Source organism: uncultured Cetobacterium sp., assembly GCF_947038635.1.
Lineage (GTDB): Bacteria > Fusobacteriota > Fusobacteriia > Fusobacteriales > Fusobacteriaceae > Cetobacterium_A.
The window spans coordinates 1-20,942 of the sequence record NZ_CAMQXC010000013.1; the positions used below are offsets into that span (position 1 = coordinate 1).

Here is a 20,942-nt window from a genome sequence, read left to right on the forward strand (position 1 = left end):
ACAGTTACTCCTACAGTGCTATTCAAAGCTTCTATAGTTTCTGCTAATGTTTTTTTTGTTACCTCTTCTAAAGAATCTTCTAGATTTATATCACTGTGTATTTTATTTTTTGATGAACTTTTTTTATTTTCTAAATCTCTTTCTAATTGTAACTTAAATGCTATATATCCTGAAAATCCTATTTTTTTTATAAATTTAATAATTGAAGATTGACTTACCCCTATCTTTTTAGCTAACTCTGTCGAAGTAATCTCTCCTATTATATTTTTATTTTTAACAACATATGAAGCAATTATCTTCTCACTTTCAGACAAATTATTTTTCATACTTTTTATAATATTTTCAATCATAATTCCTCCTTTACAAACATATATTACATCATACAAACTATAAAATCAAGAATTTTTTATTTTATTTATTATATTTTATATAGAATATTTTATTCCTAGAATTAAATAAAAAAGTGGAGAAATACTTCTCCACAAAATTTTATTTTACTTTTTTTATTGTATCTACAACAGTACCATCTCTATACTCAACAACTGCAACTATTTCATCTTCAAACTCAATCTCATTCTCTTGTCCAGTCATATTTCTAGCTATCTCTCTTAACTCCTCTATTGTTTTTATTGGAAGTTTAGAATCTTTAAATTTTTCTAATAAATCTTTTCTTAAAGGATTTATAGCAATTCCTCTTTCAGTCACAAGAATATCAACTGTTTCACCTGGTGTAGTTAATGTTGTAACCTTATCTTTTACAACAGACATTCTAGAGTTAACAAGTTGCGATACTATTATACATAATTTTGAACCTGCTGCAGTATCTGAGTGACCACCTGATCCTCCCATTATAACTCCATTAGATCCTGTTGTTACATTTACATTGAAGTTTGTATCAATCTCTGTTGCCCCTAAAATAACAACATCTAATTTATTTACAACTGCTCCTTTATTGTTTGCATTGGCATACATTGATGCTGACATCGTTATATGTGCTGGATTTTCCTTAGCTGATTTTATAGCATCTAAATCAAAACATTGAACATCAAATAAAGCTTTGAATAACCCCTCTTTATACATATCAACAATATATCCTGTTATTCCTCCAGATGCAAAACTTCCACAAATCTCTTTTTGTTTCATTATATTTTTTAGCTGTGCTGCAACAGCCAAAGAGATTCCTCCCGCACCAGTTTGGAAACTCATACCATTTTTTAAATATCCAGATTCCTCAATAAATTTTGCTGTTAAATCTGCAACTTTTAATCCAATGGGATTTTTAGTTATTTGAGTTGTTCCTGATACAATTCCTTTTGGATCTCCTATTGCATCTACAACTAAAACATAGTCTACTAAAGTTTGATTTATTTCAATTGTTGTATTTGGATACTCAACTAAATTATCTGTTATAGCTACAACTATGTTTGCTAACTCTGCATCTGTATGAGCATATCCTAATGCTCCACAAGCTGATTTCCCATCTACACCATTTATATTTCCATATTCGTCACTTGTAGGAGCTGCCATGAATGCAATATCAATAGTTCTCTCTCCTGATTCAAATATTCTTGCTCTTCCACCATGTGTATGCATTATAGCCGGTCTTTCTAACTTTCCTTGAGATATAGCTTCAGCTACTGGCCCAGATATATATGCAGCATATATTTGAGTTACTACCTTTTCTTCTATCATTTTTACTAACCCTTTATGACAAGGAAATATAGAACTTGCTGCTATTGTTATATCTTTATATCCTCTTTTTGCAATCTCTTCCATTACCATATTTAAAACAAAATCTCCATTTCTTAAATGGTGATGAAATGATACTACCATTCCATCTTTCAATGGTAATTTATCCATTAATTTGTTTAAATCTGTATGTAATTTTGAATCTTGAGCAGATATAGTTTTAAATTTAAAATCCTTTTTTATTACTCCATCTTTATTTGAAAGATATCCTTTATATTGTTTTACTTCTCCATATCCTTCTATAAATTCAGGAATTTCTCTTCCTAAAATATTTTTCATTAGAACACCTCACCCTAAATTAATCTAATAATCCAATCATTTCAGCAATTTCTAAAGTTTGGATAGCTCTATTTATAATTGGAAGATCAACCATCTTTCCATCTAAAGAGAACACACCTAACCCTTCTTTTTCAGCTTCTTCTTTTGCTGTCATAACTCTTAAAGCATGATTTATCTCCTGCTTTGTTGGAGAATACACTTCATGAATTGTATCTATTTGTCTTGGATTTATAGCTAACTTCCCAGAGAATCCTAACATTTTAGCTTTTCTCGAATCTGCAGCTAATCCCTCATAATCATTTGTATCAGTAAAAGGTGTATCTATTGCATCTACTTTTAATGCTTTACAAGCATTTACTACCTTTGTTCTTGCATAAAACAACTCTTCTGAATCTTTAGTTCTTTTTACTGCTAAATCTGCAGCTAAATCTTCTCCACCTAATAAAACAGCTTGAATTCTATTAGAAGATTTTATTGTTTCATAAACTGTTTCTACTCCATAAGCTGTTTCTACTAACGCATGAACTTTTATAGTTCCTACTTCAAATCCTTCCTCTTTTTCGATTCTTTCTAACTCTTTTTCTAAAACTTCCATATCTTCTGGAGTAGCTTTTGGAAGTAGTATTGCATCTGGCTTTAATCTAGCCATCTTATCTATATCTGTCATTGCAAATGGAGATGATAATGGATTTATTCTTATTACAACTTCTGTTTCTCCATAATTCATCGTTCTCATAGCTTCTGTTACTAATATTCTTGCTGCATCTTTTTCTGTCAAAGCAACTGCATCTTCTAAATCAAATATTACTGAATCTGCTCCAAATGTATCTGCTGTTTGTAGCATTCCTGGATTATTTCCAGGCATAAATAACATTGTTCTTCTTAATTTCACACTAACACCTCACCTTAAAAGGAATATTTAACAACCTCTTTTAACAGCACCCTCAATTCTGGCTCTTATTGTATAATCTAAAGCTCCTTTATCTTGAGCTTTTACCAAAACTGAAGTAATTCCCATCTCTTTTAATTTCTCTTCAATAACCATCTTTATATGATTTCCAAACTGCTTTTCTACAACACTTTCTAATTCAATACTTATCCCATTTTCACTTGGAGTTAACATTATAAATATATCATTAGACTCTAATGTTCCACACTTAGCGGGTTTATTTATTGTCATTCTATTCACCTCTTAGAATTTTCTATAAAATTAAAGGAAAAGGTAGGAGACCCCCACCTTTTCCCAGAATTAAAAGTCTATTACTTTCTTCTGTTTACTAAAGCTTCTACTCTGCTCATTTCATTAAATACAATCATGTATCCTTCGTCAACACCCATTCCTGGTTTTGCTAAAACTTGAAGAGCTCCACATGCCATAGCTATGTTAGTAGTAACTTCAGCCGATCTGTTAGTCTCGTTACAAGTTCCTCCACAGTAAGAACCAATTCCTACTTTGTTACAGTAAAGAATTGCATCTGCTATGTTATTTACTCCTCCTAAATCTGGAGTTTTTATTTGAACTACGTGTCCAGCTTTAGCATCAGCAAAAGCTGCGATATCCTCATAAGTGTTACACCACTCATCAGCAACTAACTCGATTCCCATATTTCTTCTATCTACTTCAGCTGTTAATGCTGCTAAAGCTTCAATTTGCTTATCTCTATCCTCTACGTCCATAGGACCTTCAATTCTTAATTTAAATGGTTTTGCTGCATCTACTAACGTTTGTAAATAGTCTGCCATTTTTGTTGTATCTCCATCAAATGCTGCTCCAATTGTTCCATATACATCTATGTGTAAAATAGGAGTGTAGTCTTCTGAATCTCTTAAGTGGATTATTCTATCTCTTAACCATCCAACATACTCAAGTAATAACTCTCCATTTTTACCTAATTTTGTTTCTACATGATTTATTAAAGCATGTGGTAAAACATCAGCAGATTTTATAATCATTTTGTCTGCATTCTCGTATCTGTTATCTCCTGATTGAGTGAATATAGGTCTTTTTGAAATTTCTAAACCTGTATTATAGTCTTTTTGAATAACTTCAGCCATAGTTACTTTTCTAGCTTTTGCTACAGCATCTAATAAAGCTTGAGTAATTCCATATCTTATAGCAGTATGTAATCTTTTTCCATCTAATAACATTCCATCAAACTCTTCAGCTAATGATTTGAAGTTCTCTAACTCTTTTCCAATTAACTTTGGAGCGATTTCTTTTTCAATTACTGGAATAAAATCTTTAGCAAGGAATAATGGGTCTCTTCCTCCCGCACCAGAATATTGTACTGCTGCACAATCTCCAAATGCTACTTGACCATCTTCTAATATTAATTGTACAGAGATTGCTTCTCCAGCTTGTCTAATTGAAGTAAATCCTTCTGTTACTGGCTCTCCTACATAAGCAAATCCATCATGTCCTGCTCCTTTTTTTATAGCTCTTTGGTCATCAAAGTAAAAACCTGTTTTTCCTGCTGAACATACTACATCAACTATTCTCATTTTAATTCCTCCTGATTTTTACGAGGGAGATCTCTCTCCCTAACTTTTATAATAAATCAAATTTTAAATAATATTTTTATTCTTATAGAAATTATTTTGTTGCTGGTCTTCCAATTAATGTTCCTTTTCCTACAGCAAATATATCATCTACTGTCATTTGGAAACTTATTTCTCTTCCTTCAAAATCTGCTCTTTCTTGTAATTTAGCAGTATGGAAAGCTTTTATATCCTCTGATAAAGGTAAGTTTCCTGCATTTAAATATCTGATCATTCCATTATTATCTCTTGCTGGTAACATTTTTCCTGCATTGTACTTTGATGGTGCAAATGGAATATCTAAAACTCCTTGCTCAAATGCTTTAACAGTTCCTACTGCTAAATCTCCTTTTCCTAATTCAAGTACTTTATCGATAATTTGCTTAACTTCTCTTTTTATCATATCTTTTTCAAATTGAACTTCTTCAGAGTTTGGCAAGTTTTGTCCTCTTAATAAGTTTAATACCATTTTTGTTGCTCTGATTCCCATTGCGTTAGCTTCTTTTGTTGGTACTCCAATAGCCTCGTGAGGTGTTTTTACGATAACTTTTGTTGCTCCTGCTAATGCTGCTGCTGATGCTCCATTTGAAATAACTCCAAAGGCTTTAGCTTCATCTTCAGGGAATCCTCCCATCCATTGGTGGAATACAGAAGTTAATTGCATATTTTCATAACCGAACTCTTTACAGTACTCCTCAGCTTGCTCCATCATAGATCTTACTGCAGCAACGTCTTGTACTAAGTTTCCACATTGTCCATATCCTAAAGTGATATTTTTAACTCCTTGCTCAGCAGCTAGTAAACACTCAATGATTTGAACAGCATTTGAAATTGATGGTGGAACTAATGTTCCTGTTAGTGGTCCAAATGGTTCTCTATTGATAGAAACTCCTTGCTCTTCGTACCATCCAACTAATCTATCACAATATTGCCAATCTCTTATTGTTTGCTCTAAACTTACTGATTTTGCGTAAGGAATGTTATAAGATATTCCTCCACCCTCGTTTGATGTATATCCAGCAGCTAGCATTATCTCTGATAATAATCTAGCATCTGGAGTTCCATGTCTTAATTGTAAAGGTAAGTTTACTGCTTCTACAACTTCTCTACAACCTTTAACTCCATGGTTTACACCTGGGAATCCATTTAATAATGATCTTCCTGCTTTTTTAGACTCTTCAATTCCTTTTTCACAGTTCTCATATTTATTTTGTCTTGTGTAAGAATCTATTGTAGATGGTAATAAATCAGCTCCACCCTCTTTATCTAAGAAATTTAATAACTCAATATGTTGCTCAATTAAAGCAACTCCCGCTCTTGGTTGAGCTAAAGTTATATTTTTTACTTTTGCATCTATTAATTTTTTAGCGAAGTTTTTGTGCTCAGGTAAAGCTTTGTGATAAGCTACAGCTTCCTCTAAATTTACATCCGCCCCTGTTGGCCACTGCTTTAAAACCTCTTCTCTTATTTTAAAGAACTCTTCATCGGTCCATTTTTTAAATTTTAAATTCATTGATCAGATTCCTCCTCAAAACTTATACTTCAATCAGATATTTTTTCATTATTTTTATCGCTAAATCCGGCTCTTTTTGAGCTAATAATCCCATAGATGATAGAATATATGTCTTATCTACCATAAATTTTGGGTTTTCTGGTTTTAAATATATCGGTTCTGCTGGATTAAATTTTCCAGCCTCTAAAATCCCTCTTGGATTCTCACTATGAACGATAACTCCCCCAGTTCCTATTATATAAGGTGCATTTAAAAGATCTTTACCACTTTGATTAAACATTGTTCCCATAGGTGTATATATACACTCTAAAACTCCACAATGTCTAGTCATTGATAGCTCTGTTGCAACTTTAGCCATTGCTTCATCAAACAAAATTTCTTCTTTTGATTGAGGAACCATTTTTATATGATCATGTCTATAGCTACAGTGACCTTTTACATCCCATTTTTTATCTACATCATTTAAATAATTTCTTATTTTTCTAGTTCCAGCTGCTTCCAATAAAGAGATTGCCGAATATCTCATCCCTAAATCTCCCTCAACAGTTCTTTTAGCAACAGGATCTTCTAATCCTTTTAAGAGAACACCAGGTTTTGATGGATCACCTTTTCCTATAGAATGAATATCTGTAGTCGCTCCACCAATATCAACTATAATTAAATCTCCAATTCCATCTTCTTCGTCTGTTCCTTCTGATAGTACTTCTGCTGCTTTTAATACTGCTGCTGGAGTAGGCATTAATATTCCACTAATAAAACTTTCAGCCTTCTTCATTCCTTTTGCTTCTATTATCTTATTCATGAATACTTTTCTTATTTCTTCACGAGCTGGCTCAACATTAAGCTTATTTATTTTTGGCATAACATTGTCAGCCATATAATAATCTAATCCTGCTTCAGAAAAAATTCTTTCTATTTCGTCTGATGCTGCTTTATTTCCTGCTACAATAATTGGCTTTCTTATATCATGCTCAACTATTAATCTAGCATTATGTATTATACACTCTTTGTTTCCACCGTCAGTTCCACCAGCTAAAAGAATTATATCTATTGGAGAGTTTTTAATCTCTTCCATCTCACGAGAGTTTAATTCATATGAGTATGTTTTCATAACTCTTGCCCCTGCTCCTAAAGCTGCTTTTTTCGCTGCTTCAGCTGTCAGTTCTGGAACTAATCCGATTGCAACCATTTTCAATCCACCAGCTGCTGATGAACATGCTATTTTGTCCACAAATTCAACTTGTGATATCGGAATTTCTTTCTCAATCTCTTTTACAAGTTTCTCATAAGCTTTATCAAAACCAATCATTATATCATCTTCTACAGTTGTTATATCTTTAGCAGTTGCTAGAATTCTTTCTCCTACTAAATCTATCGCTGTTAACTTTGTATATGTACTACCAAAGTCAATAGTTAGATAACATTTCATAGAAATCATCTCTTTTCTTTAAGTTTATTAGATTTGGATAATTAAATTCCTAAATCTGATTTTAAATCTTCTGTTGTTAATTCAATTGGAGTTCCTGGTCTATAAACTCTATTGAATCCCATAGCTTTAAATCTAGATTCTACATCTGACCAATCTTGTTTTCCAACAACAATGTTTCCTCCAACATAAAGTAAGATATCTTTTAATCCAGCTTCTTCACACTTTTCTCTCATCCCTTGACAGTCTAATTCACCATGTCCATATAAAGATGATACGATTATTGCATCAGCCTTTGTTTCTACTGCAGCATTAATGAAATCAATTTGTGGAGATAAAACTCCTATATTGATTACTTCAAATCCATTGCTCTCTAATACGTGGTGTATAATTTTATTTCCTACTGCATGACAGTCAGAACCAATTACACCAATTACTACTTTCTTTCCATTTTTCATTGAAAATAACACCTCACTATTTTTTTTCCTATAAAAAACAAACTTTTATAATATATTTTATACACTACGTTTTAAAAAAACACAATAGAAATAATAAATTTATATCATTGATTTTTCAACTATTTATAAAATATATTATAACTATTCGCTTCTTATCTATGTATTTTATTTTTTTCCTACATTAATATATCTATCTATATCGAATCGTATGATTTCATTGATTTTTTTTTATATTTATGCTATACTCTAAATGGATAATTTATACTAGAGCTGACAAGAGTGGGGAAATCCCACTCTTTCTTTATAGTTTTTATTTGGAAAGAGGTGAATTTTTATGATAAAACTTGATAAAAGAGAGATGGAAGAAACTCTTTTAAAAATAGAAAAAGTTGTTATTCCAGCTATCGAAAAAAGAGAAGTTGATTTAGTTGACTTAGAATATATTCAAGAAGGTGGATATTTATACGTACGTATTTTTATAGAGAAACCTGAAGGTGATATTACTCTTGAAGATTGCGGTGCTCTTAGCAACGATATTGATGAAGCTATTGATGCTTTAATTCCTCATAAGTTCTTTTTAGAGGTTTCTTCTCCAGGAGTTGAAAGACCTTTAAAGAAAGAGTCTGACTTTGTTAGATTTAATGGTGAGAAAATTAAGGTTAGTTTAAAGCATAAGCTTAATGATAACAAGAATTTTGAAGGTATTATTGAAGATTTTAAAGATGAAACACTTTTCTTAAATATAAAAGGTGAAACTCTTGAAATACCTTTTAAAGAGATTAAAAAAGCAAATATTGTCTTTGATTTTAGTGATATTTAATTATTTATTTAGTTATAGTTAGGAGGAAAACCCATTATGAAAAGTAAAGATGGAAAAATCTTTTTAGAAGCTCTTGAGCAGCTTGAAAAAGAAAAAGGAATAAACAAAGAGAGTCTTCTTGAAGCAGTAGAGCAAGCTATGTTAGCAGCTTATAAGAAGCACTATGGTGAAGAAGAAAACGTTGAGGTAGAAATCAATAGATCAACAGGTGAAGTAAAAGTTTTTGAAATAAAAACTGTTGTTACTGCTGAAGATTTATACGATGCTGCTCTTGAAGTTTCAGTTGAGGATGCTGTTGAAGCTGGTCACAAAAGAGTTAAAGTTGGAGACGTTATCAAACTTGAAGTTAATTGTGAAGAGTTCAGAAGAAATGCAATACAAAATGGTAAGCAAATTGTTATTCAGAAAGTTAGAGAAGCTGAAAGACAAAATATTTTTGATAAATTCAAAGTTAAAGAGCATGATATTATCACTGGTATTATCAGAAGAATCGACGAAAAAAGAAATATTTTCATAGAATTCGATGGATGCGAAGCTATTTTAACAACTGCTGAGCAATCTCCAGCAGATGTTTACAGAGTTGGTGAAAGAATAAAGGTTTATGTTGCTGAAGTTGAAAAAACAAATAAATTCCCTAAAATAGTAATCTCTAGAAAAAATGAAGGATTGCTTAAGAAGTTATTTGAGCTAGAAATCCCAGAAATTGCAGATGGTGTTATCGAAATTAAATCAGTTGCTAGAGAAGCTGGATCTAGAGCTAAAGTTGCTGTTTACTCAGCTGATGAAAATATCGACACTGTTGGAGCATGTATTGGACAAAAAGGATTAAGAATTAGAAATATTGTTAATGAATTAAATGGTGAAAAAATTGATATCGTTGTTTGGAAAGAAGATGTTGAAGAGTTCGTATCAGCTGTTCTTAGCCCAGCTAAAGTTATCAGTGTTGAGGTTCTTGAAGAAGGAAGTACAGCTAGAGTTTTAGTTGAAAATTCTCAGCTTTCTTTAGCTATTGGTAAAAATGGACAAAACGCAAGACTTGCTGCTAAATTAACTGGTATGAGAGTAGATATTAAAACTGTTGATTCTTTCAAAGCAGAGACAGAAAATAATACTGTTGATTTAGATGAGGAAGAAAATGCTTAATCATACACCTGAAAGAACTTGTGTAGTTTGTAGAGAAAAAAAGAATAAAAGCGAACTTTTTAGAATCGCAAAAATTAGTGAAAACAACTATTCATTTGATGAAAAGCAAAAACTTCAAGCTAGAGCAATCTATGTTTGTAAAACTCATGAATGTATTAAAAGAATTTCAAAAAATAAAAAATATAGCCTAAAAATAGAAGATTTGCTTACTATGGTAAATCTTCTTAAGAAACAATCTAAAGATTACTTAAATATTTTAAAGGCAATGAAAAACTCTGAACATCTAACTTTCGGTATCAATATGGTTATGGAAGACATTCAACATATCCATTTCCTAATAATCGCTGAGGATATTAGTGAAAAAAATGATAAAAAAATAATTGCAAAAGCTAAGGAGTTTAATATTCCTTATGCTCACTTTGGGGATAAAGCACAACTTGGTGATATATTCAATAAAGATGAAATCAACGTGATTGCTATAAAAAATAAAAAAGTTGCAAGGGGATTGATAGATTAGGCTATTTGGAGGTGTCTAGATTTTATGAAAATAAGAGTACACGAATTAGCTAGGAAATATGGTTTTGGAAACAAAGAGTTTTTGGATATTTTAAACAATATTGGAATTGATGTACACTCACATCTAGCTGGATTAACTGATGAGCAAGAAAAAATTGCCACAGATTATTTTGCTAAAAAAAATGATGATGTTGTTTCTAACAATGTTTATATAGAGGAGGAAACAATGAAAAAAAATATGGAAATTAATAATGTAGACGATTTTGTAGAGGAGAATCAGCCTACAAAGAAAAGCAAAAATAAAAACAAAAATAAAACTAATGATGAGAACTCTAAAGATGAGGGAAAATCAAAAAAAAGAAAAAAAGGAAGAAGAGCAGACTTCGTTGTAAAGAAAGCTGAGCAAGGTCCTGAAATTATCGAAGAAGATGGAATGAAAATTATCAAAATTAGAGGAGAGATTACTTTAGGTGATTTTGCTGATAGACTTGGAATTGGAAGTTCAGAACTTATAAAAAAATTATTCTTAAAAGGTCAAATGTTAACTATCAATAGTCCAATCTCTTTTGAATTAGCAGAAGAGTTAGCTGTAGATTATGATGCTTTAGTTGAGGAAGAAGAAGAAATCGAATTAGATTTTGGAGATAAATTCGCCCTTGAAATTACAGATAAACCTGAAGATCTTATTGAAAGAGCTCCTGTTATTACAATCATGGGACACGTTGACCACGGAAAAACATCTTTACTTGATGCTATAAGAACAACATCTGTAGCTTCAGGAGAAGCTGGAGGAATTACACAAAAGATTGGAGCTTACCAAATTGATAAAGCTGGTAAAAAAATAACTTTCGTTGATACTCCTGGACACGAGGCATTTACTGATATGAGAGCTAGAGGAGCACAAGTTACTGATATCGCAATTCTTGTAGTTGCTGCTGATGATGGTGTTATGCCTCAAACAATAGAAGCTTTATCTCACGCTAAGGCTGCTAATGTACCAATTATTGTTGCTATTAACAAAATTGATAAACCAGAAGCTAACCCTATGAGAGTAAAACAAGAATTAATGGAACATGGACTAGTTTCAGTTGAGTGGGGAGGAGATACTGAGTTTGTTGAAGTATCTGCTAAAGCTAGAATGAACTTAGATACTCTTTTAGATACAATCTTAATTACTTCTGAGATTTTAGAATTAAAAGCTAACCCTAAGAAAAGAGCTAAAGGTATTGTTTTAGAATCTAGATTAGATCCTAAAGTTGGGCCTATTGCTGACGTTTTAATTCAAGAGGGAACTTTAAAAATTGGAGAAGTTATCGTTGCTGGAGAATCTATGGGTAAAGTTAGAGCTCTTGTTAATGATTTAGGAACTAAAGTTCAATCTGCTACAGTTTCTCAACCAATTGAAATTATTGGATTTAATGATGTTCCATCTGCTGGAGATACATTCTATGTTATCCAAAATGAGCAACACGCTAAGAGAATTGTTGAAGAAATGGCAAAAGAAAGAAAAATTGCTGAGGTTAGTAGAAAATCTATCTCTCTAGAAACTCTATCTCAACAAATGGATAACGCTAACATAAAGGAATTAAACTTAATTTTAAGAGCAGATTCTAGAGGATCAGTTGAAGCTTTAAGAGATTCATTATTAAAACTTTCTCATGAAGAAGTTTTAGTTAACATTATTCAAGCTGCATCTGGAGCTATTACAGAGAGTGACGTTAAACTTGCTGAAGCATCAAATGCAATTATAATTGGATTTAATGTTAGACCAACTACAAACGCTTTAAAAGAAGCAGATTCTAACGGTGTTGAAATTAGAACTTCAAACATCATTTATCATATCACTGAGGATATCGAAAAAGCTCTAACAGGTATGCTTGATCCTGAGTTTAAAGAGATGTACTCTGGAAGAATTGAAATTAAAAAAGTATTCAAAGTTTCTAAAGTTGGAAACGTTGCTGGATGTGTTGTTGTTGATGGTAAAGTTAGAAAAGATTCAAACATCAGAATATTAAGAAATGGTGTTATTGTTTATGAAGGAAAATTAAATACACTTAAGAGATACAAGGATGACGCTAAAGAAGTGGTTGCTGGTCAAGAGTGTGGTTTAGGAATAGAAAACTTTAACGATATCAAAGAAGGAGATATTGTTGAGGCATTTGACATTATTGAAGTTAAAAGAACTTTAAAGTAAAAGTGGGTGATTTATTATGAATAAAAAAAGATTAGCTGCAATAGAAAAAGAGGTTTCTAGAGTTGTTTCTAAATGTCTTTTCGAAGAGGTTAAAAATCCAAAATTAAAAAAAGCTATGGTTTCTATTACTAGTGTTAGAGTTACTGAAGATTTAAAATTTGCAGATTTATTCTTTAGCATTATGCCAATAGCTGGACAAACTGTTAATAAAAATGAAGTTTTAGAAGGATTAAATGAAATTAAAGGTTTTCTTAGAAAAAGAGTATCTGAAGAACTAGCCTTAAGATATACTCCTGAAATGAGAATAAAACTGGATGATACTATAGAACACGCTATTAAAATCTCCCAGTTACTTGATAGCTTAAAAGGATAATTTTATGCACTGGGAATATAAAACAGTATCTGAAAATCTTATTGAAACTAAGGCTAGTCAATGGAATGTTTCTAAATTTTTAGCTACTTTACTTTTAAAGAAAGGCTTTTTAGAAAAAGATGAAGTAGATAATTTTCTTAATCCATCTATAAATAAATTTAGAAATCCTTTTGATTTTGAAATGATGGATAGTGTTGTAGAAAAAATAGTTTCAGCTAAAAATAATGAAGAAAAGTTATTTATTTACGGAGACTATGATGTCGATGGAATAACTGCTGCCATCTTCCTTGTATTAGCTTTTAGAGAGATTGGAATTGATATTGATTACTATATTCCTAATAGAATGGATGAAGGATATGGTCTTGATAAAAAGACCATTGACTATATCCATAAAAATTCTGGAAAACTAGTAATTACTGTAGATACAGGAGTTAACTCCTATGAGGATGTAGAGTATGCTCGTACTCTAGGAATTGAAGTTATTGTTACTGATCATCATAAAAGTGTAAAAGATGAAGAAGAGGATAATATCCTCTTCATTAATCCTAAACTTAGTGATAATTATAAATTTAAATTCTTGGCTGGAGCCGGAGTAGCTTTAAAAGTTGCTCAAGGAGTTTATTCTTATCTAAATGAAGATTTCTCTAAATTATATCAATTCATGGATGTTATTATGATAGGAACCGTTGCTGATGTAGTTCCTATGTTTGACGAAAATAGAATTATTATAAGCAGAGGTTTAGAAACTCTTAAAAATACAAAAATTAAGGGTCTAGTTTATCTCATGAAATATCTAAAGCTTTATAATAAAGATATTAGTACAACAGATATCAGTTATTTTGTTTCTCCTCTTATAAACTCTTTAGGAAGACTTGGAAATTCTAAATTAGGTGCTGATTTCTTTATGAAAACAGATGATTTTGAAATCTACAATATTATTGAAGAGATGAAAAAAGCTAATAAGCAAAGAAGAGAACTTGAAAGAATGATATTTGATGAAGCAAACAAAATGATTCAACAAAAAAATGATCCAAATAATTTAAAATATATTTTTGTTGCATCAGAGCGATGGCATCCTGGAGTTATTGGTGTGGTTGCTTCTAGGTTAAGTGTAAAATATAATTTACCTGTCGCTATGATCTCATTAAAAGATGGTATTGCTAAAGCTTCATGTAGAAGTATTCCTGGTGTAAATATTTTCAATATTTTAAAACTTATTGAGAATAAATTAATACGTTTTGGTGGTCATGACTTGGCTGCTGGATTTATAGCTGATGAAAAAAATCTTCCTGAAATAGAACTTTTATTTCAAAGAGAGATTCAAGTTCATGAGCACAATATAAATCAACCTAAGTTTTTAGAAATCGATTTAGAGTTATCTGTCGATAAAATAAATAAAAATCATATTAATGATATAAAAAAATTAGGTCCCTTTGGCCTTGAAAATAAACATCCCTATTTTCTTGATAGAGGAGTTAAAATTATAGATACAAAGTTTTTCGGTATTGAAAATAGACATTTCAATGGATTTTTATTAAAAAATGGAAAATCTTACCCTCTTGTGGCTTTTGATTTAAGTTCAAAGCTACATAAAAATAATAAGGATATGCTCTATGACATCATTTACTATCCTGAAAAAATTATTAACAAAGGGGAAGAATTTTATCAATTTCGTTTAAAAGATCTTAAATCTCATAAGATTTGAGATATTAATACATAAATACTTTAAGGAGGAAATGATGAAACACGAATTAAAAAAAATCGAACATTCAGCAGTTGAGATTACATTAACTTTAACAGCTGAAGAGTTATCACCAATTAAATCAGAGGTTATTAAAACTTTAGCTACTAAAGTAGAGGTTCCTGGATTTAGAAAAGGACATGCACCATTAAACAAAGTTGAAGCTGCTTTTGCTGATGCAATAAAAGAAGAGGTTGTTGATTCTGTTCTTAAAGCAAACTTTGAAAAAATCGTTGCTGAAGAAAAAATCGCTCCAGTAAGTTTCATTTACGATCTTGTTGCTAACATGAAAGATTCTCTTGAAATAACATTTAAAGTTGATGTTTATCCTGAAATTACTTTAGGAGAATACAAAGGTTTAGAGGTTGAAAAAGAAACTTTCCAAATGACTGATGATCTTTTAGATAAAGAAATTGAAAACATGTTAAATGCTAAATCTAAATTAGATGATGCTCCAGAAGGACACAAAGCTGAAATGGGAAATACTGTAGATCTTGCTTTTGAAGGATTTATCGACGGTGTTCCATTTGAAGGTGGAAAAGCTGATTCTCACCAATTAAAATTAGGATCAAAAATGTTTATTGATACATTTGAAGATCAATTAGTTGGATATACAGTAGGACAAGAGGGAGAAATCAATGTAACTTTCCCTGCTGAGTATCATGCTGAAGCATTAGCTGGAAAACCTGCTACATTTAAAGTAAAAATAAACTCTATCAAAACTTTAGCTAAGCCAGAGTTAACTGAAGAATTTGCAAAAGAAGCTGGATTTGAGTCTGTTGAAGATTTAAAAGCTAAGAAAACTGCTGAAATTACAGCTAGAGAAGAAGCTAGAATTCAAAATAACTTTGTTGGAAAATTAATCCAAAAAGTTGTTGCTGATTCAAAAGTTGATGTACCTAAATCTATGGTAGTTAGAGAAGTAGAAAATAGAATGGCTGAAATGAACCAACAATTAGCTATGCAAGGAATGGATCTTGATCAATACTTAAAAATGACTGGTATGACTAAAGAGCAAGCTTTCAACCAAATAGCTCCTATGGCTCATAACAAAGTTCAAGTTGATTTAGTTTTAGAAGCTATAGCTAAAGCTGAAAACTTAGAGATTACTGCTGAAGAGTTAAATACTAAAGTTGAAGAAATTGCTAAAATGTACGGTATGACTAAAGAGCAATTAGAGGCTGAATTAAATAAAAATTCTAACCTTGATGAATTCAACCACAGCTTAAAAACAGAGAGCTTAGCTCAAAAAGCTGTTGAAGTTATTGTTAATAACGCAAAATAATAAAAAAATATGTATTGAGTAGAGTTTTATCTCTACTCAATACTGCTTTAATAAAAAATTAGTGTTAAATACCTAAATTTTTTTAAGTATTTAACTTTAAATTTTTAAAGCAAGTTTTTAAAGGAGGGAAAAAAATGTACAGTCCAACAGTTATTGAAAACACAGGAAAAGGTGAAAGAGCCTATGACATCTACTCAAGACTTCTTAAGGATAGAATCATATTCTTAGGTAGTGAGATTGATGATCAAATAGCTAATGCAATTGTTGCTCAACTCCTATTTTTAGAAGCTGAAGATCCCAATAAAGATATAATTATGTATATAAATAGTCCTGGAGGTGTTATCACTTCTGGTATGGCAATCTATGACACTATGAATTACATTAAACCTGATGTACAAACAGTTTGTATTGGACAAGCTGCAAGTATGGGTGCTCTATTACTTTCTGCTGGGGCTAAAGGAAAAAGATATTCACTTGAAAACTCTAGAATTATGATTCACCAACCACTTGGTGGAGCTAAAGGGCAAGCTACAGATATTGAAATTCAAGCTAAAGAGATTTTAAGAATGAAGGATTTAACTTCTAAAATTTTAAGTAAAAATACAAATAAATCAGTTGATGAAATAATATCTGCAACTGAAAGAGATAATTTTATGAGCGCTGATGAAGCTAAAGAATTTGGTCTAATAGATCATGTTTTCGTTAGATAAGGAGGGAAGAGATGAACAAAAAAGAACATTGCTCGTTCTGTGGAAGAGGACAAGATGAAGTTTCAAAACTTTTCTCTGGTATTGATGGATCATTTATATGTGATGAGTGTATCGAAACATGTTTTGATATGCTTGGTTACGAAAATGATATTTACTATGGTGAAAAGCATTCTGAAAACTCTTCTAGTCATTCTTTAACAGGAATAAAGCTACCTACACCAAAAGAAATTAAAGAAAAACTTGATGAATATGTTATTGGTCAAGATGAAAGTAAGAAAGTTTTAGCTGTATCTGTTTACAATCACTATAAGAGAATAATGCATAAAGATCAAGGAAGTAAAGATGTTGAGTTACAAAAATCAAATGTACTTCTTATTGGTCCTACTGGCTCAGGTAAAACTCTTCTAGCACAAACTCTTGCAAGAACACTTCATGTTCCTTTTGCAATTGCTGATGCTACAACACTTACTGAAGCCGGATATGTCGGAGACGATGTTGAAAATGTTTTAGTTAGATTATTGCAAGCTGCTGATTATAATGTAGAAGCTGCTGAAAGAGGAATTATCTATATAGATGAAATAGATAAAATTGCAAGAAAATCTGAAAACGTTTCTATTACAAGAGATGTTTCCGGAGAAGGAGTTCAACAAGCTCTTTTAAAAATTATTGAAGGCACAAAATCTCAAGTTCCGCCACAGGGTGGAAGAAAACATCCAAACCAAGAACTTATAGAAATTGATACTACTAACATTTTATTTATAGTTGGTGGAGCATTTGAGGGAATGGAAAAAATTATTAAATCTAGAACTAATAAAAAAGTTCTTGGTTTCGGGGCTTCTCAAGATACTATTGAAGCTGAAAAAGAAATAGAGCTTTTAGGTAAAGTTCTTCCTGAAGATTTAGTTAAACAGGGAATAATTCCAGAGCTAGTTGGAAGACTTCCTGTTATTACAACACTATCTCCTTTAGATGAAACTGCACTTATAAAGATTTTATCTGAACCTAAAAACTCAATTGTAAAACAATATCAAAAATTCTTTGAAATGGAAAATGTTAGCCTTGAATTTGAAGATGAAGCTCTTAAAAAAATTGCCGCTTTAGCTTTAGATAGAAAAATCGGTGCAAGGGGTCTTAGATCTATTATTGAAAATATAATGACAGATTTAATGTTTGAGATTCCTTCAGATAAAACTATAAAAAAGGTTACAATTAATGCTGATTCAATTCAAGATTCAACAAAAGTTAAAATTGAACACTAAGGAGTGATTACTAATGAGTAGATTACCTTTTTTACCTACTAGGGAAATGGTACTTTTCCCAGGAACAGCATCTCCTCTTTATGTTGGAAGAGAAAGAAGCTTATTAACGATGAATTTTGCAATGAAAACAAAAAATAAATTAGTTCTTAGTCTACAAAAAAATTCTTTAGAAGAAAATCCTGTTCTTCCTGAAGGAGTTCATAAGATTGGAGTTCTAGCAAATATTGTACAATCTATTCCTTTACCTAATAAAAGTATAAAAGTTCTTATTGAAGTTGATAAAAGAGTTCTTATTGAAGATGTTATTGAAGAAGATGGTATTTTATTTGCTGAGTATAGCGTTATATCAGCAACAGAAGAGTCATCACCTGAATTAACAGCTTTAAAGAGAAAAGTTATCACTTTATTTGAAGAATATTCTACATTAACTAATCAAGTCAGTGCAGAATTAATGGTTCAGTTAAAGGGTCTTAGAAAAGCTGGAAAAATTTTCGATTCAATTGCCTTTAATTTAGAAATTGAAGAGAATTTAAAAGTAGAACTTTTAGAAATTTTAGATGTTAATATAAGAGGATATAGATTACTAGAAATTTTAAATGATGAAATAGAAATTGCTTCTATTGAACAAAAAGTAGACCAAAAAGTTAAAGAGAAAATTAACGAAAGTCAAAAAAGTTACTTTATAAGAGAGAAAATTAATACTCTTAGAGAAGAACTTGGAAAAACTGGTGGAGATGAAGAAACTGACGATCTTTATGATAAAGTTAAAAATTCTCCATTACCTGAAGATGCAAAACAAAAACTTGAAGCTGAGTTAAAAAAACTTGGAAAAATGGCACCATACTCTGCTGAAGCTACAGTTTCTAGAGCATATATTGAGTCAGTTTTAGAGCTTCCTTGGGGTGTTATTACTCCGGAAACTTTAGATTTAAAAATTGCTCATGATGTTTTAGAAAAAGATCATTATGGATTAAAAGATGTTAAAGATAGAATATTAGATTATTTAGCTGTTAAAAAATTAAATCCAAATATGAAGGGAACTATCCTTTGTTTAGCTGGACCTCCTGGAGTAGGTAAAACATCTTTAGCTAAGTCTGTCGCTGATTCTCTTGGTAGAAATTTTGTTAGAGTTTCTCTTGGTGGAGTTAGAGACGAAGCTGAAATAAGAGGTCATAGAAGAACATATATTGGATCTATGCCAGGAAGAATTATCAAAGCTATTAAAAATGCTGGTAGTGTTAATCCTGTTATTCTACTTGATGAAATCGATAAAATGTCTAGTGATTTTAAAGGAGATCCTGCTTCAGCTATGTTAGAAGTTCTAGACCCCGAGCAAAATAAGCACTTTGAAGATCACTATTTAGATATGCCTTTTGATTTATCTAAAGTTTTCTTTGTTGCCACTGCTAATGATTTAAGAAGTATTCCTGGACCTTTAAGAGATAGAATGGAGATTATCAATCTTTCTTCATATACAGAGTTTGAAAAATTACATATTGCTAATAATTATCTAATTAAGCAAGCTCAAAACGAAAATGGTCTAAATAATATAAAAATCAGTATAACTGATAAAGCTGTATTAAAAATAATCGATGAGTATACTAAAGAGGCTGGAGTTAGAAACTTAAAAAGAGAGATTTCATCTTTATTCAGAAAAGTAGCTAGAAAAGTTATTGATACAGAAGTTAAATCAGTTAGTATAAATGTAAAAAATCTTGAGTCTTATTTAGGTCACCCTAAATTTAGACCTGAAAAAATGAAAAAAGCAGTTTCAAAAGTTGGAGTAGTTAATGGTTTAGCTTGGACATCTGTTGGTGGAATGACTCTTGAAGTTCAAGGGGTTCAAATTCCAGGTAAAGGAAATCTTTCTCTAACTGGTACTCTTGGAAATGTTATGAAAGAATCTGCAATGGTTGCATTTACATATCTAAAAGCTAACCTTGATAAATTCCAAATTGATTCAACTGTTTTAGAGAAAAAAGATATACATCTTCATTTCCCAGAAGGAGCTACACCAAAAGATGGTCCATCTGCTGGTACTGCCATAACTACAACAATTCTATCTGTTTTAACAGGAAGAAAAGTTAAGCAAACATTTGCTATGACTGGTGAAATTACAATTACTGGTGAAGTTTTACCTGTTGGTGGAATTAAGGAAAAAGTTATTGGTGCTCATAGAGCGGGAATTAAAAATATAATTTTACCTGATGACAATAAAGTTGATGTTGAAGAAATTCCAGAGGAAGTAATGAAGGATATAAAAATATACTTTGCCTCAACATATGAAGATGTTGAAAAACTTGCTCTTGAAAAATAATGAAAAGAGGTAACACAATGAATATAAAACAAGCAGATTTTACTAAATCAGCTGTATTTGAAAAAGATTATCCTGAAGAGCTAAATCATATTGAATTTGCCTTTGTAGGAAGATCTAATGTTGGAAAATCATCTCTTATAAATAGTATTACAGGAAGAAATAAATTAGCTAAAACTAGTAAAACTCCAGGAAGAACTCAGTTAATTAACTATTTTCTAATCAACAAAGAATTTTTCTTTGTTGATTTACCTGGGTATGGTTTTGCTAAAGTTCCTAAGGAGATGAAAAAAGAATGGGGATTAACTATGGAAAGATACCTTGCTAGTCCTAGAAAAAAACTTGTTTTTGTTCTACTAGATATAAGAAGAATTCCTAGTGGTGAAGATCTTGAAATGCTTAATTGGTTAGATCATTATGGAACTCCATTTAAAATAATTTTTACAAAAATGGACAAAGTTTCTAATAATGATAAATTTAAAGCTTTAAAAGATATTAGAACAAAAATTGATTTCCATAATGATGACGTCTTCTTCCACTCATCATTAAACAATAACGGAAAAGAACAAATTTTAAATTATATTGAAAGTTGTTTAGAGGGAGAAATTGAATAGGAGGATTTAA

18 protein-coding genes and 1 pseudogene are annotated in these 20,942 nt (G+C 31.0%); 11 read left to right on the top strand and 8 right to left on the bottom strand.

Annotated features, from left to right (window positions below; translation table 11 throughout):
• From Q0V08_RS02610 to glmS, 8 genes and pseudogenes are all read right to left on the bottom strand, one after another.
• A pseudogene (locus Q0V08_RS02610) lies at positions 1-350 on the bottom strand (hypothetical protein); the annotation flags it as partial.
• Positions 351-489: 139 nt separating this feature from the next.
• Positions 490-2,028, bottom strand: a complete 1,539-nt coding sequence (gene citF / locus Q0V08_RS02615; protein WP_185891181.1) for a citrate lyase subunit alpha — start codon at positions 2,026-2,028, stop codon at positions 490-492.
• Positions 2,029-2,047: 19 nt separating this feature from the next.
• The gene (locus Q0V08_RS02620) at positions 2,048-2,920 is read right to left on the bottom strand and encodes an aldolase/citrate lyase family protein (RefSeq protein ID WP_185891179.1); all 873 of its coding nucleotides are present in this window, start codon (positions 2,918-2,920) and stop codon (positions 2,048-2,050) included.
• 27 nt (positions 2,921-2,947) lie between these two features.
• Entirely contained in the window at positions 2,948-3,208 is a 261-nt protein-coding gene (gene citD / locus Q0V08_RS02625) for a citrate lyase acyl carrier protein (protein WP_185891177.1), read from the bottom strand.
• An 80-nt stretch (positions 3,209-3,288) separates the two neighbouring features.
• A complete protein-coding gene (locus Q0V08_RS02630; RefSeq protein ID WP_185891175.1) occupies positions 3,289-4,530 on the bottom strand; it encodes a methylaspartate ammonia-lyase in 1,242 nt (413 codons plus the stop codon).
• 91 nt (positions 4,531-4,621) lie between these two features.
• Complete coding sequence (locus Q0V08_RS02635) at positions 4,622-6,079, bottom strand: methylaspartate mutase subunit E (RefSeq protein ID WP_297431841.1); 1,458 nt, start codon at positions 6,077-6,079, stop codon at positions 4,622-4,624.
• A 22-nt stretch (positions 6,080-6,101) separates the two neighbouring features.
• Positions 6,102-7,508, bottom strand: coding sequence for a methylaspartate mutase accessory protein GlmL (glmL, locus tag Q0V08_RS02640; protein ID WP_297431843.1), 1,407 nt, complete (start codon positions 7,506-7,508; stop codon positions 6,102-6,104).
• 41 nt (positions 7,509-7,549) lie between these two features.
• Entirely contained in the window at positions 7,550-7,963 is a 414-nt protein-coding gene (gene glmS / locus Q0V08_RS02645; RefSeq protein ID WP_023050120.1) for a methylaspartate mutase subunit S, read from the bottom strand.
• Positions 7,964-8,321: 358 nt separating this feature from the next.
• Here glmS and rimP point away from each other — a divergent pair, with 358 nt between their 5' ends.
• From rimP to yihA, 11 genes are all read left to right on the top strand, one after another.
• Complete coding sequence (gene rimP / locus Q0V08_RS02650) at positions 8,322-8,783, top strand: ribosome maturation factor RimP (RefSeq protein WP_040406585.1); 462 nt, start codon at positions 8,322-8,324, stop codon at positions 8,781-8,783.
• A gap of 36 nt (positions 8,784-8,819) precedes the next feature.
• Positions 8,820-9,926, top strand: coding sequence for a transcription termination factor NusA (gene nusA, locus Q0V08_RS02655; RefSeq protein ID WP_297431845.1), 1,107 nt, complete (start codon positions 8,820-8,822; stop codon positions 9,924-9,926).
• Entirely contained in the window at positions 9,919-10,443 is a 525-nt protein-coding gene (locus Q0V08_RS02660) for a DUF448 domain-containing protein (protein ID WP_297431847.1), read from the top strand. The genes nusA and Q0V08_RS02660 overlap by 8 nt, the downstream gene beginning before the upstream one ends.
• A 24-nt stretch (positions 10,444-10,467) precedes the next feature.
• Positions 10,468-12,636, top strand: coding sequence for a translation initiation factor IF-2 (infB, locus tag Q0V08_RS02665; protein ID WP_297431849.1), 2,169 nt, complete (start codon positions 10,468-10,470; stop codon positions 12,634-12,636).
• A 16-nt stretch (positions 12,637-12,652) separates the two neighbouring features.
• On the top strand, positions 12,653-13,009 hold the full coding sequence (gene rbfA / locus Q0V08_RS02670; protein ID WP_023050125.1) for a 30S ribosome-binding factor RbfA: 357 nt from the start codon (positions 12,653-12,655) through the stop codon (positions 13,007-13,009).
• Positions 13,010-13,013: 4 nt separating this feature from the next.
• Positions 13,014-14,714: a single-stranded-DNA-specific exonuclease RecJ gene (gene recJ, locus Q0V08_RS02675; RefSeq protein ID WP_185891168.1), complete on the top strand. Its 1,701-nt coding sequence runs from the start codon at positions 13,014-13,016 to the stop codon at positions 14,712-14,714.
• 34 nt (positions 14,715-14,748) lie between these two features.
• Complete coding sequence (tig, locus tag Q0V08_RS02680) at positions 14,749-16,035, top strand: trigger factor (protein WP_297431852.1); 1,287 nt, start codon at positions 14,749-14,751, stop codon at positions 16,033-16,035.
• A gap of 134 nt (positions 16,036-16,169) precedes the next feature.
• Positions 16,170-16,745 carry an ATP-dependent Clp endopeptidase proteolytic subunit ClpP gene (gene clpP / locus Q0V08_RS02685; protein WP_297431855.1) on the top strand — a complete coding sequence of 192 codons (576 nt, stop codon included), beginning with the start codon at positions 16,170-16,172 and terminating at the stop codon, positions 16,743-16,745.
• Between the two features lie 11 nt (positions 16,746-16,756).
• Positions 16,757-18,004: an ATP-dependent Clp protease ATP-binding subunit ClpX gene (clpX, locus tag Q0V08_RS02690; RefSeq protein WP_297431857.1), complete on the top strand. Its 1,248-nt coding sequence runs from the start codon at positions 16,757-16,759 to the stop codon at positions 18,002-18,004.
• 13 nt (positions 18,005-18,017) lie between these two features.
• Positions 18,018-20,321: an endopeptidase La gene (gene lon / locus Q0V08_RS02695; protein ID WP_297431859.1), complete on the top strand. Its 2,304-nt coding sequence runs from the start codon at positions 18,018-18,020 to the stop codon at positions 20,319-20,321.
• Positions 20,322-20,338: 17 nt separating this feature from the next.
• Entirely contained in the window at positions 20,339-20,932 is a 594-nt protein-coding gene (gene yihA / locus Q0V08_RS02700) for a ribosome biogenesis GTP-binding protein YihA/YsxC (RefSeq protein ID WP_297431861.1), read from the top strand.
• Positions 20,933-20,942: the final 10 nt, after the last annotated feature.